This window comes from Microbacterium martis, from assembly GCF_047246685.1.
Classification (GTDB): domain Bacteria; phylum Actinomycetota; class Actinomycetes; order Actinomycetales; family Microbacteriaceae; genus Microbacterium.
In genome coordinates this window covers 1,303,322-1,324,710 of sequence record NZ_JBFOKT010000001.1, presented here as the reverse complement: position 1 = coordinate 1,324,710, position 21,389 = coordinate 1,303,322, and the positions used below count along the sequence as shown (strand labels likewise).

The window sequence follows — 21,389 nt, the reverse complement described above, 5'->3', positions numbered from 1 at the left end:
GCCCGGATCCGGGCGGGCGCCCGGCCGCCCCGCGCGTGTTCGCTCTCAGCATGACGTCGCCAGCCCCCGCATCCGGCGCTGCTCGTAGCATGGAGGCATGCCCTTCTCCGGTGAGATCCACGAACGTGTCGCGAACGCGCCGACGGTGCCGCGCGGATTGCCCCTGGTGGTGCTCCTCACCGGCTTCACCGATGCCGGCAGCGCGGTGGCGGGCCTGATCGAGCATCTCCGCGAGACGGCGTCGCCCCGTCCGATCGCGGTGTTCGAGAACGATCTGCTCCTCGACTATCGCGCGCGCCGTCCGATCATCTCCTTCGATCAGGATCATCTCACCGAGTTCCGCCCGGCGCGGCTCGAGCTCTCCCTCGCGACCGACGCCCTCGGCCAGCCGTTCCTGCTGCTGGCCGGCTACGAGCCGGACTTCGCCTGGAACGCGTTCGCGGAGACGGTGCTCGACCTCGCTGCCGAGTTCGAGGTCGTGGGCCTCAACTGGGTGCACTCGATCGCGATGCCGGTCCCGCACACGCGGCCGATCGGCACCACGGTCAGCGGGAACCGCCGCGATCTGGCCGTCGCCCATTCGGTGTGGCGGCCGCGCACGCAGGTGCCCGCGACCGCGGGCCACCTTCTCGAGTTCCGTTTCGTCGAGAGCGGCCACCGCGCCGTCGGTTTCGTGCTGCTGGTGCCGCACTACCTGGCCGAGACCGAGAATCCGGATGCCGTCATCGCCGCCGCGGACAAGCTCATGTCGGCGACCGGGCTCGTCCTGCTGCTCGACACCGTGCAGGAGCGACGCGAGGACTATCTCGCCCGCGTCGACGAGCAGGTGGCCGGCAACGACGAGTTGCAGCAGATGGTGCACAACCTGGAGCGTCGCTACGACGCGTACATGGCCGGTCGCAATCCCGACGACGAGTCGTACGACGAGGGCGGTTTCAACGAGCGCGATCTGCCCAGCGCCGACGAGCTGGCGGCCGAGCTGGAGCGCTATCTCGCCTCCCGGCCCTCGGGCGACGACGACAAGCCGGGCCGCGGCTGAGCGCGTCCGGCCTGCCATCCCCGGCGGAATGCATCCGCATCGCCGCACGTGTGCGATACTAGGAGTCCGACCCGTTGTCAATCAGTGTTTTCGAACACCGCACTTGACAAGGGTCTTACTAGTGTCCGAAATGTCCCGGGGCGGCCCCCAGCCCCGTGAAAGGCGAAACGTGACTCCTGCCACGACGAAGAAGACCCGGACGAAGAAGGCCGACGAGATCACCGTCGACGAGGTCGACATCGAGGTCGACGCTGCCGAGAAGCCGGCGCCGCTGAGCGCTGCGAAGCGTGCGGCTGCGAAGCGCGCACCGGTGAAGAAGAAGAAGTCGGATGACGTCGTCGATGAGGACGAGTCTCCTGCGGCTGCGGCCGCCGAGGAGGGCGAGGACGAGGAGGACGACTCCAAGCCGGCGTTCACCGAGCCGCTGCCGACCGGCGCGATCGTCATCTCGTCGAACGACGACGAGGACGTGCCCGTCTACTCGACGCAGATCACCGGTGCCACGGCCGACCCGGTCAAGGACTACCTCAAGCAGATCGGAAAGGTCGCGCTGCTGAACGCGGCCGAAGAGGTCGAGCTCGCGATGCGCATCGAAGCCGGACTCTTCGCCGAGGAGAAGCTCTCGGCCATGTCGGCCGCAGAGAAGACCAGCCAGCTGGGTCTCGACCTGCAGTGGGTCGCCCGCGACGGGCAGCGGGCCAAGAGCCACCTGCTCGGCGCGAACCTCCGCCTCGTGGTCTCGCTGGCCAAGCGCTACACGGGCCGCGGAATGCAGTTCCTCGACCTGATCCAGGAGGGCAACCTGGGTCTCATCCGCGCCGTCGAGAAGTTCGATTACACCAAGGGCTTCAAGTTCTCGACCTACGCGACGTGGTGGATCCGCCAGGCGATCACCCGCGCGATGGCCGACCAGGCGCGCACGATCCGAATCCCCGTGCACATGGTCGAGGTCATCAACAAGCTCGCCCGCGTGCAGCGGCAGATGCTGCAGGACCTCGGCCGCGAGCCCACGCCCGAGGAGCTCAGCCGTGAGCTCGACATGACGCCCGAGAAGGTCGTCGAGGTGCAGAAGTACGGCCGTGAGCCGATCTCGCTGCACACTCCGCTCGGCGAAGACGGCGACAGCGAGTTCGGCGACCTGATCGAGGACACCGAGGCGGTCGTCCCGGCCGACGCGGTGGGCTTCACCATGCTGCAGCGCCAGCTCGAGCAGCTGCTCGATTCCCTGTCGGAGCGCGAGGCGGGCGTGATCCGCATGCGCTTCGGGCTCGGCGACGGTCAGCCCAAGACGCTCGACCAGATCGGCGACACGTTCGGGGTGACGCGGGAGCGCATCCGTCAGATCGAGTCGAAGACGATGGCCAAGCTGCGCCACCCGAGTCGCTCGCAGTCGCTGCGGGACTACCTCGAGTGATGCAGGCGAACGAGGGCAAGGCGCTCGAGACGAGCGTCGACGGGAAGAGCTATGCGCGCATCCCCCTGCGCACACGCGTCGTCATGCCGGACGACGACCTCGACGCCGTCATCACGGAGTACGCGAAAGAGGCGGTGCGCCCCGGCGATCTGCTGTTCGTGACCGAGAAGATCGTCGCGATCACGCAGGGCCGGTCGTACCGCCTCGACGAGATCCGTCCGCGCCGACTGGCCCTCTTCCTGTCGAAGTACGTCACGCGCACGCCGTACGGCATCGGCCTGGGCATGCCCGAGACGATGGAGATGGCCCTGCGCGAGTGCGGCACGCCGCGCATCCTGCTGGCGGCTGCGGTCGCGGCCGTGACGAAGGCCTTCGGGCGCAAGGGCGACTTCTACCGCATCGCCGGTGACAAGGCGCGTGCGATCGACGGGCCGACCAAGCACACGATCCCTCCCTACAACGAGGCGGTCGTGCTCGGTCCGAAGGATCCGCGCGGGGTGGCCGCCCATCTGAAGTCGATCCTCGGCGGCTCGCTGGAGGTCGCAGTGGTCGACATCAACGACCTCGGCGGCAACATCCTCGGCTCGACCCTCGACAAGGAGGGGGAGCGCCGTCTGGTGAGGATCCTCGGCGACAACCCGCTCGGTCAGGGGCTCGAGTCGACGCCGTTGGGGATCGTTCGCGCGGTCTGACCCTTCGACAGGCTCAGGGACCCAGGGCGGGCTCAGGGACCCAGGACTCTTCGACAGGCTCAGGGACCCAGGGCGGGCTCGGGGACCCAGGGGCCGAGGGTCAGAAGCCGATGATCTCGCGATACCGCGGCTTGTGCCCGGTGCGGATGCCGGTGACGCTGGGCTTGTTCTCGTAGACGCCGGCGCCCCAGTTGCCCTCCACGAGCACCGGGCCCTCGGGCGACACGACGATGTCCCAACCGACGTACTGCACCTGCGGGACGACGCGCGCCACTCGGTCGACGAAGGCGCGCACCTCGTCCATGAACGGCAGCTGGAAGTCGGCGATCGGGAAGCCCGAGTCGGGGTGGTTCCGGTGCACGTGCCCGTGCGAGTCGTATCCGGCGCCGACCGCATGCCCGTTCTCGTCGAGCATCGTGTAGAAGCCGCCGAAGGTCATCTGGTCGCTCACCGCGCCGCGGCCGAACTTCTGCGCCATCGCCAGGATGTGCGCCTTCTCTCCGTCGAAGAAGGCGGTGACGCGGGTGGTGTTCACCGTGCCGGGGCACACGGCGGCGAGATCGTCGTGCTGACGGATGACCTCTTCGATCAGCAGCTCGCCGCGATCGAGCAGACCGCGATGGAATGCCGTCCAGTCCTCGACGTCCGATGCGTGGTAGCGGTGCACGCCCGTCCCGGCCTGCCCGACGGGCTCCTTCGTGACGATGGTTCCGAGGCGCTCGGTGAGCGTGCGCACGGCATCCGCATTGGTCTCGTCGACGACGAGCCACTCCCGATGCAGGTGGTCGGCGAAGTGGCGGTTGAACTCGATCTTGTCCTGGAAGATCCACCGGTAGTCCGGGTGGTCATAGCGCTGCGAGAGCTGATTCGATACCGGGTGCGTCATGTACGTCTCGCGCTCGGCCCGGCTGAGCATGGCGAAGTCGTAGTCGATGTAGTCCTGGAATCCGACGTTGTGCCTCGCCGCCGACCACAGCATGTCGGCGATCACGGCCGGCACGGCCTTGTGATGCTGCTCCGACGCCTCCTTCGCGCGCTCCACCACCGATCCGATGTCGATCCGACGGGCACGTCCCATCAGATAGCGGATGCGGGGCGCGAGTGAGAGACGAGACATGGGGCTCCGGGGGTAGGGGACCCGATCAGTCTACGGGCCGCTCGCTGATCGTCCGGGGAGCCGGAAGCTAGGCTGGGGACGTGTGCGAGACGACCTCCAGCGCCCTGCCGCGCGCCCTGATCTCCCGCTCCGCACTCGCGGCAGCCGCCACCGCAGCCGTGCAGGCGGGCGGACGCACCGCCGACCTCCGACGCGACGCCTGGGGACACGGACTGCTCGCCGTCGCGCACGCGGTCGTCGCAGCCGGTGCGGATCGCGTGCTCGTCGACTCCGCGGGCGAGATCGACGCGCTGGCGCTCGAGGGGATCGTCGGCGCCACCGCCGGTCACGCCGACATCGATCCCCGCCTGCTGTACGGACTGCCCGACGGGGACGGCGTGCCGGCCACCCGTCCCGTCATGCGACTCGTCGGTCGCGTGATGTCGACGAAGCGGCTTCGGGCCGGCGACGCCGTCTCCTACGGCTACACCCACCGCGTGAGCGCGGACACGACGGTGGCCCTCGTGACCGGAGGATACGCGCAGGGTGTGGTCAGGGCGCTCGGCAACCGGGCGCACGTCGAGGTCGACGGCGTGGCCCGGCCGATCATCGGACGCGTCGCGATGGACGTCTGCGTGGTCGACCTCGGCGCACGCGTCGTCGCTCCCGGTGCGGATGCGATCTTCTTCGGAGGCACCGGTCCGGCGGCGCCGGCCCTGGCCTGGTGGGCCTCCGTCACCGGGATGACCGTGGCGGAGCTCGTCGCCGTCGCCGGAGCGCACGCCGTTCGGGGGTGGGAGGCGTGAACCGCCCGGAGCTGAGGATCAGCAGCAATGCCTTCCGGACGAACATCGCGGCCGTCCGGGCGCGGATCGCCCCATCCGCGCTCATGCTGGTGCTCAAGGACGACGCCTACGGGCACGGGCTCGGCTGGGCGGTCGAGACGGCCGTCGAGGCGGGTGTCTCGTGGTTCGGCAGCTACGACGTCCGCGGAGGCGTACGGGTGCGCCGGATCGTCGGCGGCGATGCGCGGATCCTCGCCTGGGCCACCTCGACCGACGACGAGATCGACGAGGCGCTCGCCCACGACCTCGACCTGGGCGTCGGCACGGCCGACTACCTGCGCCGGGTCATCGCCCGCGCCGAGATCCTCGGTCGTCGTGCCCGCGTGCACCTCAAGATCGACACCGGGCTGCATCGCAACGGCATCCTGCCCGACGAGTGGGCGGCGGCGATCGCCGAGGTGCGAGAGGCGGAGGTGCGGGGGCACCTCACCCTCGCCGGCGTCTGGAGTCACATCGCGGAGGCGAGCGACGCGGACGACGACGCCTCCCGTCTGGTCTTCCTCGACGCGGTGCGCGTCGCCGGGGAGGCGGGAGTCTCGCCCGACGTGCTGCACCTGACGGCATCCGCGGCGTCGTGGTGGCGGCCCGAACTCCGCGGGTCGGTCTCTCGGATCGGGGCGTTCTGCTACGGCATCCGTTCGGCGGACGGACCCGAACTCGACGGCATCCGTCCCGTGGCCTCTCTGTGCGCAGTGGTGTCGGAGGTCGTCGGCGGAGACGCGGTGGTCGGCGTCGGCAGCTTCGACGGACTTCCGTCCACACTCCGAGACGCTTCCGTCGGCACCCCCGCCGGGGCACGGCGGCTCCGCGCGATCGGAGAGACGACGTCGATCGTCGAGGGGTGGTCCGGTATGCGTCCGGGGGACGAGGTGACGATCTTCGGCGACGGGCGGTCCGGCGAGGTGAGCGCCACCACGCTCGCGGAGCGCATCGACACCGTCGGGGAGGAGATCCTCACCCGGCTCAGCCCGCGCGTCCGGCGCGTGATCGTCGACTGAGGCGCGGAACGAAGAAGACTCCGGGCCCGCGCCGATGCGCAGTCCCGGAGTCGGGTTCCGGCCGGAGCCGTGAGTCGGGTCGGATCAGGGGGCGTCGACGAGGCGGGCGCTCTCGTCGTGCCAGCTGGTCGCGATGCTGCGGAGCTTCTCCTCGTACTTGCGTCCGTGGTGCGCGCAGAACAGGAGCTCGGATCCGTTGACCTCTGCGGCGATGTACGCCTGTGCGCCGCAGGAATCGCAGCGATCCATCGCGGTCAGGCGGAACTCGACGGCGGAAGCCTCGCGTTCAGTCGTTGCATTCATCTCGGTGCCTCCTCGGGTGTCGGCCTCGCTTGGGTCGTGCTCAATACAACCACGCTGCACCTGGGGTGATGCCCGGATCGCGGCGTGTTTCGCTCAGCGCGTACGTCTCCGGCGCGAGCTGACCTCGCCCGGGGAGTGTCTGACGGCTCCCGGACCGGCCCCGCAATAGAATCGGAGATTGTGACCGCCGAGTATTCCGCCCATCATCTCCAGGTGCTCGAAGGGCTCGAGGCCGTCCGCAAGCGCCCCGGCATGTACATCGGCTCGAACGGATCGCCCGGGCTCATGCACTGCCTGTGGGAGATCATCGACAACGCCGTCGACGAAGCCGTCGCGGGCAACGGCGACAAGATCGACATCATCCTGCACGACGACGGCAGCGTCGAGGTGCATGACCGGGGGCGCGGCATCCCCGTCGATGTCGAGCCGCGCACCGGCCTCACCGGCGTCGAGGTCGTCTTCACGAAACTGCACGCCGGAGGAAAGTTCGGCGGCGGGTCGTACGCCGCGTCCGGTGGACTGCACGGCGTCGGCGCGTCGGTGGTGAACGCATTGTCGGAGCGGCTGGACGTCGAGGTCGACCGCGGGGGCAAGACCTACGCGATGTCGTTCCACCGCGGCGAGCCGGGGATCTTCCAGGATGCGGGGGAGAAGCGGCCGGACGCGCCCTTCACCCCGTTCGAGGACGACAGCGAGCTGCGCGTGGTCGGGAAGGCTCCGCGCGGGGCGACCGGCACCCGGATCCGCTACTGGGCGGACCGCCAGATCTTCACCAAGGACGCAGCCTTCCAGCTCGGCGACCTCGAGACCCGCGCCCGTCAGACGGCGTTCCTGGTGCCCGGGCTCGAGATCGTGGTGCGCGACGACCGGGCGAAGAGCGGCTCCGGTCCCGCCGACGTCGCCGCCGTGGCCGAGGGCCTGCTGTCCGCCTCGGTCGACGAGGCGTCGAACGAGGTCTCGTACCGCTACGAGGGCGGGATCTCGGAGTTCGTCGACTATCTCGCGACGGACCCGCCGGTGACCGACAACTGGCGCATCCAGGGCGAGGGAACCTTCCGCGAGACCGTGCCGGTCCTGCAGGCCGATGGGCACATGGTCGCCACCGAGGTCGAGCGCACCTGCGCGGTCGACATCGCCCTGCGTTGGGGAACGGGCTACGACACGACCGTGCGGTCGTTCGTGAACATCATCGCGACGCCCAAGGGCGGCACGCATCAGCAGGGCTTCGAGCAGGAGCTGCTGAAGGCGCTGAGATCGCAGGTCGAGCAGAACGCCCGTCGGCTGAAGGTCGGGAACGACAAGCTCGAGAAGGACGACGTGCTCGCGGGCCTCACGGCCGTGCTGACGGTCAACGTCCCGGAGCCGCAGTTCGAGGGGCAGACCAAGGAGGTCCTCGGCACGCCCGCCGTGCGGCAGATCGTGGCGCAGGTGCTGCGCAAGGACCTCACGTCGCGGTTCGCCTCGACGAAGCGCGACGACAAGAGCCAGACCGCCCAGCTGCTCGACAAGATCGTCTCGGAGATGAAGGCACGCGTGTCGGCGCGCGCCCACAAGGAGACGCAGCGTCGCAAGAACGCCCTCGAGTCGTCGACCCTGCCGACGAAGCTCGTCGACTGCCGCACCAATGACGTCGAGCGCAGCGAGCTCTTCATCGTCGAGGGCGACTCGGCGCTGGGCACGGCGAAGAACGCGCGCAACAGCGAGTTCCAGGCGCTGCTGCCCATCCGCGGCAAGATCCTGAACGTGCAGAAGGCGTCGATCAGCGACATGCTCTCGAACGCCGAGTGCGCGTCGATCATCCAGGTGATCGGGGCGGGATCCGGTCGCACGTTCGACATCGACGCCGCCCGCTACGGCAAGGTCATCCTGATGAGCGACGCCGATGTCGACGGTGCGCACATCCGCACGCTCCTGCTCACGCTCTTCTTCCGCTACATGCGTCCGCTGATCGAGAACGGCCGCGTGTTCGCCGCGGTCCCGCCGCTGCATCGCATCATCGTGATGAACCCCGGTTCGAAGCCCAACGAGACCATCTACACCTACAGCGAACAGGAGATGCACGCGCTTCTGGCGAAGCTGCGCAAGGCCGGCAAGCGGTGGCACGAGCCGATCCAGCGCTACAAGGGCCTGGGTGAGATGGATGCCGAGCAGCTGGCGAACACCACCATGGATCGCTCGGGCCGACTGCTGCGGCGGGTGCGGATGGAGGACGCGGAGGCGGCCGGACGCGTGTTCGAGCTGCTCATGGGCAACGAGGTGGCTCCGCGCCGGGAGTTCATCATCGACTCCTCCGGACAGCTGTCGCGCGAGGCCATCGACGCCTGACCGTCCCGCGCTCGGCTCTCGGCCGGCGCCGCCTCAGACGATCGTGCGGCCGATGCTGCCGATGACGCCGTCGATCGCCTGTCCCGAGGCATCGCGTCGCGCCCCGGCTTCGGGGAGCTTGCGCACCGCGCCGGTCGGGTCGACGGCCAGGGCGGGGTTCGGTCCCACCCAGGCGACCGTGAGCCGGTCCTCGCCCTTGAGGAAGGCGTGCGCCCGTACGCCGCCGGTGGCGCGGCCCTTGCCGGGATACTCCGCGAACGAGGAGACCTTCGCCCGGCCGGGATCGGTCCCGGGAAGCGCGCTGTCGCCGCCCGAGACGGTCGCGACGACGGCATCGGCTCCCGAGCCCACCACGCCGAAGAACAGCACCGACGACCCGGCCCCGAGCTTGATGCCCGCCATCCCGCCCGCGGGGGCGCCCTGCGGCCTGACGGCGGATGCCGCGAAGTGCAGCAGCTGCGCGTCGGAGGTCACGAAGACGAGCTCGGCGTCGTCGGGCGCGTCGGCGGCGCCGACCACCGCGTCGCCGGGCTTCATCCCGATCACCTCGAGCTCGGGCCGGACCGGGAGCGATGCCGGGACGATGCGCTTGACCGTGCCCTGGGCCGTGCCCAGCGCGATCGGCGTCTCGCTGTCGAAGCGCACGAAGCCCACGATGCGCTCGCTCTTGGCGGGAATGCCGAGGTAGTCGCGCAACGGCGTGCCCGCGGCGAGCTGTACCGAGGAGGCGGGGACCGACGGCAGGTCGACGGGCGAGAACCGCACGACACGGCCGGCGCTGGTGAGGGCCCCGATCTCGGCGCGCACCGTCGTCTCGACGGTGGCGAGGACCGCGTCGTGCTTGCTGCGTCGGGCCGGGGCACTGAGCTCCTGCCCCTCGCCCAGGTCGACGCGAACCGCGCGGCCCGTCGTGGACAGGACGAGCACCGTCGGCGAGTCGGCGATCTGCAGGTCGGCCGAGCCCTTGGTCGCGCGCGGCTTCGGTGGTGCGGCGTTCATCAGCAGGGTGCGGCGCGGGGTGCCGTAGGCATCGGCGGCCGCGTCGAGCTCGCGCGCGACGGCGGCGCGCAGCAGTACGGGGCTGGCCAGGAGCTCGCGCAGGGTCGCGATGTCGGCGAGCAGCGCATCGCGCTCGGCCTCGAGCTCGATGCGGGAGAACTTCGTGAGTCGTCGGAGGCGCAACTCGAGGATGTACTCCGCCTGCAGCTCGCTCAGATCGAACACGGATCGCAGTCGGGTGCGCGCCTGCTCCGAGTCGTCCGACGAGCGGATGACCTGGATGACCTCATCGATGTCGAGGATCGCGATGAGGAGGCCCTCGACCAGGTGCAGGCGCTCCTCGCGACGCGCCAGGCGGTAGCGGCTGCGCCGGGTGATCACCTCGAGCCGGTGACCGACGTAGACGCTGAGCATCTCCTTCAGTCCGAGCGTGCGCGGCTGACCGTCGACGAGGGCGACGTTGTTGATGCTGAACGAGTCCTCGAGCGGCGTCAGGCGGTACAGCTGCTCGAGCACGGCGTTCGGGTCGAATCCGGTCTTCACGCCGATCGCGACGCGGAGGCCGTGGTTGCGATCCGTGAGATCGGTCACGTCGCTGATGCCCTGCAGCTTCTTCGACTGCACGGCGTCGCGGATCTTCTCGATCAGCCGCTCCGGCCCGACCATGTACGGCAGCTCGGAGACGATGATGCCGGTGCGGCGCGGGCCGAGCGGCTCGACCGACACCCTGCCGCGGACCTTCAGGGCGCCGCGGCCGTTGGTGTAGGCGTCCTTCACGCCGTCGAGGCCCATGAGGATGCCGCCGGACGGGAAGTCCGGGCCCGGCACGAACTCCATCAGCTCCTCGGTGGACGCCTCGGGGTTCTCGAGCAGATGGGTGGCCGCGGCGACGACCTCGATGAGGTTGTGGGGCGCCATGTTGGTCGCCATCCCGACCGCGATCCCGCTGGCGCCGTTCACGAGGAGGTTCGGGAACGCCGCCGGCAGCACGGCGGGCTGCTGGAACTGACCGTCGTAGTTCGGGATGAAGTCGACGACGTCCTCGTCGAGGTTCTCGGTCAGGGCGAGCGCAGCCGCCGCCAGACGGGCCTCGGTGTATCGGGCGGCCGCCGGACCGTCGTCGAGCGAGCCGAAGTTTCCGTGGCCGTCGACGAGGGGCACCCGCAGGGCGAAATCCTGAGCCAGGCGCACCAGGGCGTCGTAGATGGCGGAGTCGCCGTGAGGGTGGAGCTTTCCCATGACCTCGCCGACGACGCGGGCGCTCTTGACGTGCCCGCGATCGGGTCGGAGCCCCATCTCTGCCATCTGATACAGGATGCGGCGTTGCACCGGCTTTAATCCGTCGCGGGCATCGGGCAGCGCGCGCGAGTAGATGACCGAGTACGCGTACTCGAGGAACGAGCCCTGCATCTCGCTGGAGAGGTCGATGTCCTGGATGCGTTCCGCGACGGACTCGGGCGGCGGGGTTTTCGGCATGGACTTCCTGAGGGCGTAGAGGAGCCTGTGTCAGACTGGCTCGGATGTCCCTCATGCTACCGTCCGAGTCGCCGAGCACCCGGAGCCTCGTCGGGGTGGCGGACGACCTGCTCGCCGCGCTCCGCGGCGATGCCGATGCCCTGCCACGGGCCTCGTCGGTCGTGCTCGTCGTCGTCGACGGTCTGGGGGCGATCTCGTTGCGGTCGCACGCCGGACACGCCCGTGCGCTGACGAGCGGCATGACCAAGCGAGATGTGGCGCGATCGGTGTTCCCGTCGACGACCGCGGCCGCGTTGACGAGCATCCTCACCGGAGTGGGCCCGGGCGAGCACGGTCTCGTCGGCTACCGGGTTCTCGACGCCGAGCGCGACCGCCTGGTCAATCAGCTCAGCGGCTGGGAGTCCGACGGCCTCGACCCCCTGACCTGGCAGCCCGCCACCACGGTCTTCGAGCGCGCAGGCGCCCTCGGGCACGAGAGCTTCGCCGTCGGGGTGGCCGCCTATGCGCAGAGCGGGTTCACCCGGGCGACGCTCCGCGGCGCCGAGTTCGTCGCCGCGGCGACTCCGGCGACGCGCGTCGAGACGGCGTACGACCTCGCGCGGCAGCATCCGGGATCGCTGGTGTACTGCTATCTGCCGGAGGTCGACAAAGCGGGCCACCGGCACGGCATCGACTCGGCCGAGTGGGTGGCGGCGCTCGAAGAGATCGACGCGGCGCTCGCGACGCACGTGCCCGCCGGCGTCGGCGTGCTCGTCACCTCGGATCACGGGATGGTCGATGTCCCGGTCAACCGGCAGGCCGTGCTCGACGAGCGGCACCTCGTCGGCGTGCGACATCTGGGCGGCGAGCCGCGGATGCTGCACGTGTACCTCGCACCGGAGGCCGACGGCGCCGAGATCGGCGCCCGCTGGCGCCGCGATCTCGCGGGCGTGGCCGACGTCGTCGATCGACAGGAGGCGATCGCCCGGGGCCTCTTCGGGCCCACGGTGACGCCGGCCGCGGCCTCCCGCATGGGCGATCTGATGGTGGCGTCCCGCGGCGCGAACGCGGTCTACGACGGCACCGCCGCCGATCAACGCAGCCGGGGGATGGTCGGCCAGCATGGAGCTCTCACGCCGGAGGAGCGCCTCGTGCCGCTGCTCCGGCTCGGCGCCTTCGCTCGCTGACCGAGGTCGCGCGCAGTCGGCCGTCTACTCGTCGGTGCGGGCGCCGAAGACGATCTCGTCCCACGACGGCATGGCATTGCGGCGCCGCCGACGGGCGTTGCCGTCGGCGGAGTCGTTCGACGACGGCTGCGGAGCCGGCTCCGGCGCGTCGGGTTCGTCGCCCTGGTCGAAGGCGTCGAAGAGCGCGATCGGATGCTGCTCCGAGTGGTCGTCGGTCTCGTCAGGGAGCACCGGCGCCGTCTCGCGCTGTCCGCGACGCCGACGGAGCGCCTCGAGCAGGTCGGCGGTCTCGGGGTTCGTCGTCTGCGACTCGGGCGCTCGGTTGATCGCGGCATCCTGCGCCGCGGCGTTCGAGCGCTCCGGGCCCCCCGGTTCCTCGGTGGTCTCGGGGGTCGGCACCAGGCGCGGGCCGAACGCGCCGGAGTCGAATCGGCTGTCGTCCTTGTACGGCGACGCCGTGCGCTCGTGGTCGACGGCGCGCAGACGCGGGATCAGGCCTTCGGGCAGCGATCCCTGGCGCGACAGCTGCGTCGCATCGGCGTTCAACGGCGAGAGGGAACTGCGTCGCGGGTCGAAGCTCCAGCGTGCATCGTGGTCGACGTCGTTGGCGGTGAACTCCAGCTTGACGACCCAGCCCGATTCCTCCTTCCAACTGGCCCAGCGCTCGGCCGTGGCTGCGACCTCGGCGAGCTTGTCGCGGACCGCGGCGCCGAAGGTGGGTTGGGCGTCGGGCTCCACCTCGCTGCCGATGAGCACGGGGACGGCGAGAGCCTGACCGATGATGTGCTCGCGCTCGGCGAGCACCGGTCCTTCGAAGCGCACGACGTCGTCGATGCTGATGCCGAGCAGTTCGGCGACCTCGGCCGCCGTCAGGCCGGCGCGGATCTGCGCCTGGATGTCGCGGGGGCTCGCCGCGAGCCTCTGGGCGGTGGGATCGGCCTGGCGCGTCGCGCGCCGGATCTCGCGCTGCAGCACGTCGTCGATGGGCAGCGCGAAGCGCTCGCCCGACTCGGTAGCGAGGACGAGAACCCCTGCTTCTGTGCCGACGATGGTGACGTTTTCCATGCGAATGCCCCTCTGGTGGGTGTGCGTTCATGGTGTCACGCGGTAGGCGCCGGGAGCGGGAATACCCTGGGCGCGCCGTGAGTTTGTCCAGACGCACGGACCCGCATTTGCGAAAAGCGATCCGGTCATGCAAACTATGGCCGCCGATTACCCGACGGCGCACCACCCACTCGCACCATGAAAGTGGAGATCTAACCCCATGGCAACCGATTACGACGCGCCCCGAAAGAGTGAAGACGACTCCGAGTCGATCGAAGCCCTCAAGGAGCGTGTGCCGGACAAGCTGTCCGGCGCCAGCGGCGACGAGGACTCCGACAACCCCTCGAGCTTCGACCTGCCCGGTGCCGACCTCTCCGACCTCGAGCTCGATGTCGTCGTGCTGCCCGCGCAGCAGGACGAGTTCACCTGCATGAGCTGCTTCCTGGTGAAGCACCGCTCGCAGCTCGACCACGAGGGCGCATCCGGACCCATCTGCAAGGAGTGCGCCGCCTGAGCGCATCCGAACGAGACGCGCGCCCCCGACCTCGGTCCGGGGCGCGTTTGTCGTTCCCGACCTCTTTCCCGTTCCCGCCTTCGCTGAGTCGCGAGTCAGGAGCGGGTCACGAGCGAATCACGAGCGGGCGGCGCGGATGGCGGCGGCGAGGCGGTCGGGCGTGCGCGTCGAGATGGTCCACGCGGTGACGGGGTCGTCGGGATCGACGTCGGGGACGACCACGATCCCGTCGATCCCGCCGCGGATGAGATGCCAGCCGCGGGCGGGGAGACCGGGACCGCGGGCCTGCCGCGCATCCTCTCCGGTGAGGGCGATCGGCTCGCCGAGGAAGCGGACGTCGATGTGCGCGCGACCTGCCCGAAGGACTCCGCCCGCGACGGCGACGACCGGAGTGGCCACGATGAACGCCGTCACCAGGGCGGCCGACACGACCGCGCCGATGACGAGCGCGATCGTCGAGCCGACCGGCACGAAGATCAACGAGACCATCGGGCCCGCGAGGGCGACGGTCACCAGCAGCCACAGGCTCGGGGCCAGTCGCTCGCGGTAGAGCGGACGTGCGTCGGCGACGGTGTTCTGCATTAGCCTCATGGGGTGATCGATTCCGTTGATGTGCCCATTATCGCCGCTGCGCTCCCGGGATACGCCCACCCCGGGGATGCCGGAGCCGACCTCGTCGCAGCCGAAGCCGTGCATCTCGCCCCGGGTGAGCGCGCCCTCGTCCCGACCGGGGTGCGCATCGCGCTGCCGGACGGGTACGCGGCCTTCGTCGTGCCGCGCAGCGGCCTCGCCGCGAAGCACGGCATCTCGATCGTCAACGCACCCGGCACGGTCGACGCCGGCTATCGGGGCGAGATCAAGGTGAGTCTGATCAACACCGATATCCACAGCGCGTACGATGTGGCCGTCGGCGACCGCATCGCGCAGCTGATCGTCATGCCCGTGACACGAGCCACGTTCATCCCGGTCGAAGAGCTGCCGGAGAGCGTGCGCGGCGACGGAGGATTCGGATCCACCGGATACCAGGCAGGTGTCCACCAGGACGGAGCAGGACGAGGCTGATGACTGACGACAACGCGACTCCCACGAAGTCGGCGCCCGAGAACCGGGCGACCGAGGGCCCCTTCGACGACTCCGAGGCGAACCCGGTCCGGCCGTACATCGATCTCGGCGGGATCAAGATCCTGCCGCGGGAGGGCCTGAACCTGCGGCTGGAGGTGGAGGAGCAGTCCAAGCGCATCGTCGCGGTCGGACTCGACTACGCCGACTCCTCGCTCCAGGTGCAGCCGTTCGCCGCACCGCGGTCCGGCGGGCTCTGGGACGAGACCCGCGTGCAGCTGCGCGACCAGGTGAAGGCGCAGGGCGGGCGTGTCGAGGAGCGCGAGGGTGCTCTGGGCAAGGAGCTGCTCGCCGAGGTGCCGGCGCCGGCGAGCGAGGGTTCCGGACTCCGCCTCGCACGCTTCATCGGCATCGATGGACCGCGTTGGTTCCTCCGCGGAGTGATCGGCGGAGCCGGTGCATCCGACCCCGAGGCGGCCGCGAAGGTCGAAGACCTGTTCCGCTCGATCGTGGTCGTCCGGGGTGGCGCGCCGATGCCACCGCGCGATCTGATCCCGCTGAAGATGCCGGCCACGCCGGGATCGGCGTGACCGCGCCCGGCCCCGGCGAGGAGCGCGAGCAGAGCGCATCCGACGTCTTCGGTGCCGCGCTCGGCGGCGCGGCTCGTCGTGCGGGCATCGACCCTGCGCAAGGCGCGAGCACGCAGACGGTCGTCTGGTCGGCCATCGGCGGCTGGCGCGGCATCCTCGAGTCGGTCCTCCCGAGCCTGGCGTTCGTCGTGCTGTTCACGATCAGCCCCGAGCCGCTCATCCTGTCGCTGGGTGTCTCGGTCGGACTAGCGGCGGTTTTCACCGTCATCCGTCTGCTGCAGAAGTCGCCGCCGTCCGCCGCCATCGGCGGCCTCGTCGCGGCGGGTGCGGCAGCCGCGCTGGCGCTGTGGACCGGTCGTGGTGCCGACAACTTCGTGCCCGGTCTCATCACCAACGCCGCCTACGGCACGGTCCTGCTCGTGTCGGCACTGATCGGCTGGTCGCTGATCGGCCTGGCGGCCGGGTTCCTGATGGGGGAGGGGACGGCGTGGCGGAACGATCGCCGCAAGCGGCGCGCCTTCCGGTGGCTGGGGATCGCCTGGGCCGCGCTCTTCTTCGCGCGTCTCGCCGTGCAGCTGCCGCTGTATCTCGCCGACGAGGTCACCGCTCTCGGCACGCTGAAGCTCATCATGGGTCTGCCGCTCTTCGCTCCGCTCATCGCGGTCACCTGGCTCGTCGTCCGGGCGCTGTATCCGCGGGAGGCCGCGCACGACGGCCCCGCCGAGGCGTGATAGATTTATCTCGACATCAAGATAAATCGCAGGCTTTCGCCGATGACCTGCGCGGCGCAGACTGGTTAGGACCACCTTGCTAGCCGCAGGGGCTCAGCGGCGAGCAAGATGGAGGCGCCTGTCGCTCCCATCCGAATAGAAGGAGACGGATTCGTGTCCACGGTGAACAGCTTCGGTGCCCAGAGCACCCTGACGGTCGGCAGCACCGACTACGAGATCTTCCGCATCGACACGGTGCCCGGTTTCGACAAGCTCCCGTTCAGTCTCAAGGTGCTCCTCGAGAACCTGCTGCGCACCGAAGACGGCGCGAACGTCACGAAGGCGCAGATCGAGGCGCTCGGGTCGTGGGATGCCGCGGCCGAGCCGAACACCGAGATCCAGTTCACGCCCGCCCGCGTGGTCATGCAGGACTTCACCGGCGTGCCCTGCATCGTCGACCTCGCCACCATGCGCGAGGCCGTGACGGCGCTCGGTGGAGACGCCAACAGGATCAACCCGCTGTCGCCCGCCGAGATGGTCATCGACCACTCGGTCATCGCCGACCTCTTCGGCTCGGAGAACGCGCTCGAGCGCAACGTCGAGATCGAGTACGAGCGCAACGGCGAGCGCTACCAATTCCTGCGCTGGGGCCAGACGGCCTTCAGCGACTTCAAGGTCGTCCCGCCGGGAACCGGCATCGTGCATCAGGTGAACATCGAGCACCTGGCGAAGGTCATCTACGACCGCACCGTCGACGGCGTGCTCCGCGCCTACCCCGACACCTGCGTCGGCACCGACTCGCACACGACGATGGTCAACGGCCTCGGCGTGCTCGGCTGGGGCGTCGGCGGCATCGAGGCCGAGGCCGCGATGCTGGGCCAGCCCGTGTCGATGCTCATCCCGCGCGTCGTCGGCTTCAAGCTCTCGGGCGAGATCCCCGCAGGAGTGACCGCGACCGACGTCGTGCTCACCATCACCGACCTGTTGCGTCAGCACGGCGTCGTCGGCAAGTTCGTGGAGTTCTACGGCGAGGGCGTCGCATCCGTCCCCCTGGCCAACCGCGCGACCATCGGCAACATGTCGCCCGAGTTCGGCTCGACCGCGGCCATCTTCCCGATCGACGACGTGACCCTCGACTACCTCCGTCTCACCGGACGCAGCGACGAGGCGGTGGCCCTGGTCGAGGCGTACGCCAAGGAGCAGAAGCTCTGGCACGACCCGTCCCACGAGCCCGTCTTCAGCGAGTACCTGGAGCTCGACCTCGGCACGGTCGTCCCCTCGATCGCCGGGCCGAAGCGTCCGCAGGACCGCATCCTGCTCTCCGAGGCCAAGGCGCAGTTCGAGCAGGACATCCTCGCCTACGCCACCGCCTCCACCTCGGACGACGTCGTCGACCTCGAGTCGAAGCACTCCTTCCCGGCGTCCGACCCGGGCGCCGTCCCCGGTGAGGAGGAGCCGCGGACCACGCGTCCGGTGCACATCAACAGCGGTGCGCCGACCAACGCCTCGAAGCCCGTTCCGGTCACCACGCCCGAGGGGGAGAAGTACATCCTCGACAACGGCGCGGTCACGCTTGCGGCGATCACCTCGTGCACCAACACCTCGAACCCGTCGGTCATGATCGCCGCCGGTCTCGTGGCGCGCAAGGCACGCGAGAAGGGCCTGAAGCAGAAGCCGTGGGTGAAGACCACGCTCGGCCCGGGGTCGAAGGTCGTCACCGACTACTACGAGAAGTCCGGCCTCGACAAAGACCTCGAGGGCCTCGGCTTCTACACGGTCGGCTACGGCTGCACGATCTGCATCGGCAACTCCGGCCCCCTGATCGAGGAGGTCTCCGAGGCGATCAACTCGCACGACCTCGCCGTCACCGCCGTGCTCTCCGGCAACCGCAACTTCGAGGGGCGCATCAGCCCCGACGTGAAGATGAACTACCTCGCGAGCCCGCCGCTGGTGATCGCCTACGCGCTGGCCGGATCGATGCACTTCGACTTCGACACCGACGCTCTCGGCACCGACCCCGAGGGCAACGACGTGTTCCTCAAGGACATCTGGCCCACCCCGGACGAGGTGCAGGAGATCGTCGACTCGTCGATCTCCCGCGACCAGTTCATCAAGCAGTACGCCACCGTGTTCGACGGCGACGAGCGCTGGCGCAGTCTTCCCACCCCGGACGATGCGATCTTCCAGTGGGACGAGGACTCGACCTACGTCCGCAAGGCGCCGTACTTCGACGGGATGACCATGGAGCTCACCCCGGTGAAGGACATCGAGGGCGCCCGCGTCATGGCCACGCTCGGCGACTCGGTCACGACCGACCACATCTCCCCGGCGGGCAACATCAAGCCCGGCACGCCCGCGGCGCAGTACCTGACGGAGCACGGCGTCGACCGCAAGGACTTCAACTCCTTCGGCTCGCGCCGCGGCAACCACGAGGTGATGATCCGCGGAACGTTCGCCAACATCCGCCTGAAGAACCTCATGGTCTCAGCGGTCAACGACGGCCAGGTCGTGGAGGGCGGCTACACCCGCGACTTCACGCAGCCGGACGGCCCGCAGTCGTACATCTACGACGCGAGCATGAACTACCAGGAGCAGGGAACGCCGCTGGTCATCTTCGGCGGCAAGGAGTACGGCTCCGGTTCGTCGCGCGACTGGGCGGCCAAGGGCACGAGCCTGCTGGGCGTGAAGGCCGTCATCACCGAGAGCTTCGAGCGCATCCACCGCTCGAACCTCATCGGCATGGGCGTCGTCCCGCTGCAGTTCCCGGCCGGCGAGAGCTGGGAGTCGCTGGGCCTCGACGGCACGGAGATCGTGTCGATCACCGGGCTGGAGGAGCTGAACAACGGCGTGACGCCGAAGACCGTCCACGTCACCGCCGCCCCCAGCGAGCACTCGCCCGAGGGCAAGCAGACCGTGGAGTTCGACGCGGTCGTCCGCATCGACACCCCCGGTGAGGCCGACTACTACCGCAACGGCGGCATCCTGCAGTACGTGCTGCGGTCGCTCGTCTGAGAGCATCGCGAAGGGGGTCCGGTTCCGTGAACCGGACCCCCTTCGGCGTGTCAAGGGGCCCGGCGCTCTCGGCGCTTTCCCGACGGGCCGGGGTAGGATCGAGACGGCGCGCGACCCGGATCGCGCGCCCCGACGGAGCCTGCGAGGAGGTGCAGATGCCGATTCTTCCGAGCATCTCAGGACCCCGTGACCTGGACGCCCTGTCCACCGATCAGCTCGAGGAGCTCGCGGAGGAGATCCGCGCCTTCCTGGTCGAGAACGTCTCTCGCACCGGCGGTCACCTCGGCCCGAACCTCGGCGTGGTGGAGCTGACGATCGCCCTGCATCGGGTCTTCTCGTCGCCCGACGACCCGTTCATCTTCGACACCGGGCATCAGTCCTACGTGCACAAGCTGCTGACCGGACGCCAGGACTTCTCCGGGCTCCGCCTGCGCGGCGGTCTGGCCGGATATCCGCAGCGCAGTGAGAGCCCGCACGACGTCGTGGAGTCGTCGCACGCATCGAGCTCGCTGAGCTGGGCCGACGGGGTGTCGCGTGCGCTGACGGCGACCGGGCGCAGCGACCGGCACGTCGTCGCCGTCGTCGGCGACGGCGCCCTCACCGGCGGCATGACCTGGGAGGCGCTGAACAACATCTCCGACGACAACGACCGCAACCTCGTCATCGTCGTCAACGACAACGGCCGCTCGTACGCGCCGACGATCGGCGGCATGTCGCGGTTCCTCAACCGGGTGCGCACCGCCGCGGCGTACAAAGACCTGCACAAGCGATCCGACCGCCTCTTCCGCGCCCTCGGCCCGGTCGGACGTGCGGTGTTCCGCGGCGTCCGGGGCGGCACCCACGGGTTCCTCTCGCGCTTCACCAACAACGAGGCGCTGTACTCGAACCTCGACATCAAGTACCTCGGCCCGGTCGACGGTCACGATCTGCCGGCACTGCTCGAGACCCTCGAGCTGGCGAAGACCTACGGCGCACCGGTGATCGTTCACGCGATCACCGAGAAGGGTCGGGGATATCAGCCCGCCCGCGACGACGAGGCCGATCAGTTCCACGCCGTCGGCCGCATCGATCCGTCCACGGGGGAGACGCTCTCTTCGGGCGGACGCGGCTGGACCGATGTCTTCTCCGACGCGCTGGTCTCGGTCGGCGAACGCCGCCCCGATGTGATCGCCATGACCGCGGCCATGCTGCGCCCGACAGGGCTCGCGCCGTTCGCCGAGCGATTCCCGGAGCGCGTGTACGACGTCGGCATCGCCGAGCAGCACGCTGTCGCGTCCGCCGCCGGTCTCGCCTTCGGGGGACTGCACCCCGTGGTGGCGCTGTACGCCACGTTCATGGGCCGCGCCTTCGACCAGGTGCTGATGGACGTCGCGCTGCACCGCGCAGGCGTGACCTTCGTGCTCGACCGCGCCGGGGTCACCGGGCCCGACGGGGCCAGCCACCACGGCATGTGGGATCTCGCGATGCTGCAGATCGTGCCGCACATCCGCATCGCGGCGCCTCGCGACGCGGCACGCCTGACCGAAGCCCTCGACGAGGCGATCGACGTCGACGATGCGCCGACCGTCATCCGCTTCCCCAAGGGCGAACTCGCCGACGACGTGCCCGCGCTGGAGCGACTGCACGACGGGGTCGACGTGCTCGCGCGCGGCGAGTCGGAGGACGTGCTCATCGTCGCGATCGGACCCTTCGCGGGCCTCGCCCTCGACGTCGCGGCACGCCTGCGGGCGCAGGGGATCGGTGCCACCGTCGTCGACCCGCGGTGGGCCATCCCGGTCCAGCCCTCGGTCGTCGCCCTGGCCGCGCGTCACCGCCTGGTGATCACGCTCGAAGACGGCATCCGGGTCGGAGGCATCGGAACCCGTGTCCGCCAGGTCCTCCGCGAAGCGGGCATCGACACCGCGGTCGACGAACTGGGCCTGCCCGACGAGTTCATCGACCACGCCTCGCGCGACCAGATCCTCGCCGACGCCGGCCTCACCGCTCCGAAGATCGCACAGGACGTCGTCTCGCAGGTGCTCGGAACGAGGGTTCCCGTGGCCCGCGATGCGGGGACGACCGGCGCGATCGACCTGCCGCTTCACGAGCGGAGCTGACGCGCGAACGG

18 protein-coding genes are annotated in these 21,389 nt (G+C 69.6%); 13 read left to right on the top strand and 5 right to left on the bottom strand.

Translation table 11 applies throughout. The features are described from left to right. Positions 1-97: 97 nt before the first annotated feature. The 3 genes from AB3M90_RS06370 (at position 98) to AB3M90_RS06360 (ending at position 3,145) form a co-directional block, all read left to right on the top strand. Positions 98-1,039, top strand: coding sequence for a proteasome assembly chaperone family protein (locus tag AB3M90_RS06370; RefSeq protein ID WP_412950717.1), 942 nt, complete (start codon positions 98-100; stop codon positions 1,037-1,039). A 130-nt stretch (positions 1,040-1,169) separates the two neighbouring features. Next, complete coding sequence (locus tag AB3M90_RS06365) at positions 1,170-2,453, top strand: RNA polymerase sigma factor (RefSeq protein WP_412951239.1); 1,284 nt, start codon at positions 1,170-1,172, stop codon at positions 2,451-2,453. After that, positions 2,453-3,145 (top strand): coenzyme F420-0:L-glutamate ligase, encoded by a 693-nt coding sequence (locus AB3M90_RS06360; protein WP_412950715.1) that lies wholly within the window; start codon positions 2,453-2,455, stop codon positions 3,143-3,145. The genes AB3M90_RS06365 and AB3M90_RS06360 overlap by 1 nt, the downstream gene beginning before the upstream one ends. Before the next feature lie 100 nt (positions 3,146-3,245). On the opposite strand, the gene AB3M90_RS06355 is transcribed toward AB3M90_RS06360, so the two are convergent. Continuing rightward, on the bottom strand, positions 3,246-4,262 hold the full coding sequence (locus AB3M90_RS06355) for a sugar-transfer associated ATP-grasp domain-containing protein (RefSeq protein ID WP_412950713.1): 1,017 nt from the start codon (positions 4,260-4,262) through the stop codon (positions 3,246-3,248). 80 nt (positions 4,263-4,342) lie between these two features. On the opposite strand from AB3M90_RS06355, the gene AB3M90_RS06350 reads away from it, so the two are divergent. Both AB3M90_RS06350 and AB3M90_RS06345 read left to right on the top strand, forming a co-directional pair. After that, on the top strand, positions 4,343-5,047 hold the full coding sequence (locus AB3M90_RS06350; protein ID WP_412950711.1) for an alanine racemase: 705 nt from the start codon (positions 4,343-4,345) through the stop codon (positions 5,045-5,047). Then, the gene (locus AB3M90_RS06345; RefSeq protein ID WP_412950710.1) at positions 5,044-6,084 is read left to right on the top strand and encodes an alanine racemase; all 1,041 of its coding nucleotides are present in this window, start codon (positions 5,044-5,046) and stop codon (positions 6,082-6,084) included. Before AB3M90_RS06350 ends, AB3M90_RS06345 begins: the two co-directional genes overlap by 4 nt. A gap of 84 nt (positions 6,085-6,168) precedes the next feature. Here the strand turns inward: AB3M90_RS06345 and AB3M90_RS06340 are convergent, their stop codons facing one another. Then, complete coding sequence (locus AB3M90_RS06340; RefSeq protein ID WP_412950708.1) at positions 6,169-6,387, bottom strand: DUF7455 domain-containing protein; 219 nt, start codon at positions 6,385-6,387, stop codon at positions 6,169-6,171. 180 nt (positions 6,388-6,567) lie between these two features. On the opposite strand from AB3M90_RS06340, the gene AB3M90_RS06335 reads away from it, so the two are divergent. Continuing rightward, positions 6,568-8,712: a DNA gyrase/topoisomerase IV subunit B gene (locus tag AB3M90_RS06335; protein WP_412950706.1), complete on the top strand. Its 2,145-nt coding sequence runs from the start codon at positions 6,568-6,570 to the stop codon at positions 8,710-8,712. Between the two features lie 33 nt (positions 8,713-8,745). On the opposite strand, the gene AB3M90_RS06330 is transcribed toward AB3M90_RS06335, so the two are convergent. After that, positions 8,746-11,187, bottom strand: a complete 2,442-nt coding sequence (locus tag AB3M90_RS06330; protein ID WP_412950704.1) for a DNA gyrase/topoisomerase IV subunit A — start codon at positions 11,185-11,187, stop codon at positions 8,746-8,748. 44 nt (positions 11,188-11,231) lie between these two features. Between AB3M90_RS06330 and AB3M90_RS06325 the strand changes: the two genes are divergently transcribed. Further along, complete coding sequence (locus tag AB3M90_RS06325) at positions 11,232-12,353, top strand: alkaline phosphatase family protein (RefSeq protein ID WP_412950703.1); 1,122 nt, start codon at positions 11,232-11,234, stop codon at positions 12,351-12,353. Between the two features lie 24 nt (positions 12,354-12,377). Here AB3M90_RS06325 and sepH read toward each other — a convergent pair whose 3' ends face one another. Further along, a complete protein-coding gene (sepH, locus tag AB3M90_RS06320; protein ID WP_412950702.1) occupies positions 12,378-13,418 on the bottom strand; it encodes a septation protein SepH in 1,041 nt (346 codons plus the stop codon). 199 nt (positions 13,419-13,617) lie between these two features. Here sepH and AB3M90_RS06315 point away from each other — a divergent pair, with 199 nt between their 5' ends. After that, positions 13,618-13,911: a DUF4193 domain-containing protein gene (locus tag AB3M90_RS06315; protein WP_045264923.1), complete on the top strand. Its 294-nt coding sequence runs from the start codon at positions 13,618-13,620 to the stop codon at positions 13,909-13,911. A 117-nt stretch (positions 13,912-14,028) separates the two neighbouring features. Here the strand turns inward: AB3M90_RS06315 and AB3M90_RS06310 are convergent, their stop codons facing one another. After that, positions 14,029-14,493: a DUF3093 family protein gene (locus AB3M90_RS06310; protein WP_412951237.1), complete on the bottom strand. Its 465-nt coding sequence runs from the start codon at positions 14,491-14,493 to the stop codon at positions 14,029-14,031. 12 nt (positions 14,494-14,505) lie between these two features. On the opposite strand from AB3M90_RS06310, the gene dut reads away from it, so the two are divergent. The 5 genes from dut (at position 14,506) to dxs (ending at position 21,378) form a co-directional block, all read left to right on the top strand. Then, positions 14,506-14,973 (top strand): dUTP diphosphatase, encoded by a 468-nt coding sequence (gene dut / locus AB3M90_RS06305; protein WP_412950701.1) that lies wholly within the window; start codon positions 14,506-14,508, stop codon positions 14,971-14,973. After that, positions 14,973-15,560, top strand: coding sequence for a DUF3710 domain-containing protein (locus AB3M90_RS06300; protein ID WP_412950700.1), 588 nt, complete (start codon positions 14,973-14,975; stop codon positions 15,558-15,560). Before dut ends, AB3M90_RS06300 begins: the two co-directional genes overlap by 1 nt. Next, on the top strand, positions 15,557-16,291 hold the full coding sequence (locus AB3M90_RS06295; RefSeq protein ID WP_412950699.1) for a DUF3159 domain-containing protein: 735 nt from the start codon (positions 15,557-15,559) through the stop codon (positions 16,289-16,291). The genes AB3M90_RS06300 and AB3M90_RS06295 overlap by 4 nt, the downstream gene beginning before the upstream one ends. A gap of 153 nt (positions 16,292-16,444) precedes the next feature. Then, positions 16,445-19,282 (top strand): aconitate hydratase, encoded by a 2,838-nt coding sequence (locus tag AB3M90_RS06290; RefSeq protein WP_412950698.1) that lies wholly within the window; start codon positions 16,445-16,447, stop codon positions 19,280-19,282. A gap of 155 nt (positions 19,283-19,437) precedes the next feature. Continuing rightward, on the top strand, positions 19,438-21,378 hold the full coding sequence (gene dxs, locus AB3M90_RS06285; RefSeq protein ID WP_412950697.1) for a 1-deoxy-D-xylulose-5-phosphate synthase: 1,941 nt from the start codon (positions 19,438-19,440) through the stop codon (positions 21,376-21,378). The last annotated feature ends 11 nt before the right edge of the window (positions 21,379-21,389 follow it).

Excerpts from the sequence above, each read along its gene's own strand:
- AB3M90_RS06370 (WP_412950717.1), top strand. The coding sequence starts at position 98 with ATGCCCTTCTCCGGTGAGATCCACGAACGTGTCGCGAACGCGCCGACG.
- AB3M90_RS06365 (WP_412951239.1), top strand. The coding sequence starts at position 1,170 with ATGTCCCGGGGCGGCCCCCAGCCCCGTGAAAGGCGAAACGTGACTCCT.
- AB3M90_RS06360 (WP_412950715.1), top strand. The coding sequence starts at position 2,453 with ATGCAGGCGAACGAGGGCAAGGCGCTCGAGACGAGCGTCGACGGGAAG.
- AB3M90_RS06355 (WP_412950713.1), bottom strand. The coding sequence starts at position 4,262 with ATGTCTCGTCTCTCACTCGCGCCCCGCATCCGCTATCTGATGGGACGT.
- AB3M90_RS06340 (WP_412950708.1), bottom strand. The coding sequence starts at position 6,387 with ATGAATGCAACGACTGAACGCGAGGCTTCCGCCGTCGAGTTCCGCCTG.
- AB3M90_RS06330 (WP_412950704.1), bottom strand. The coding sequence starts at position 11,187 with ATGCCGAAAACCCCGCCGCCCGAGTCCGTCGCGGAACGCATCCAGGAC.
- AB3M90_RS06325 (WP_412950703.1), top strand. The coding sequence starts at position 11,232 with ATGTCCCTCATGCTACCGTCCGAGTCGCCGAGCACCCGGAGCCTCGTC.
- sepH (WP_412950702.1), bottom strand. The coding sequence starts at position 13,418 with ATGGAAAACGTCACCATCGTCGGCACAGAAGCAGGGGTTCTCGTCCTC.
- AB3M90_RS06315 (WP_045264923.1), top strand. The coding sequence starts at position 13,618 with ATGGCAACCGATTACGACGCGCCCCGAAAGAGTGAAGACGACTCCGAG.
- AB3M90_RS06310 (WP_412951237.1), bottom strand. The coding sequence starts at position 14,493 with ATGCAGAACACCGTCGCCGACGCACGTCCGCTCTACCGCGAGCGACTG.
- AB3M90_RS06300 (WP_412950700.1), top strand. The coding sequence starts at position 14,973 with ATGACTGACGACAACGCGACTCCCACGAAGTCGGCGCCCGAGAACCGG.
- dxs (WP_412950697.1), top strand. The coding sequence starts at position 19,438 with ATGCCGATTCTTCCGAGCATCTCAGGACCCCGTGACCTGGACGCCCTG.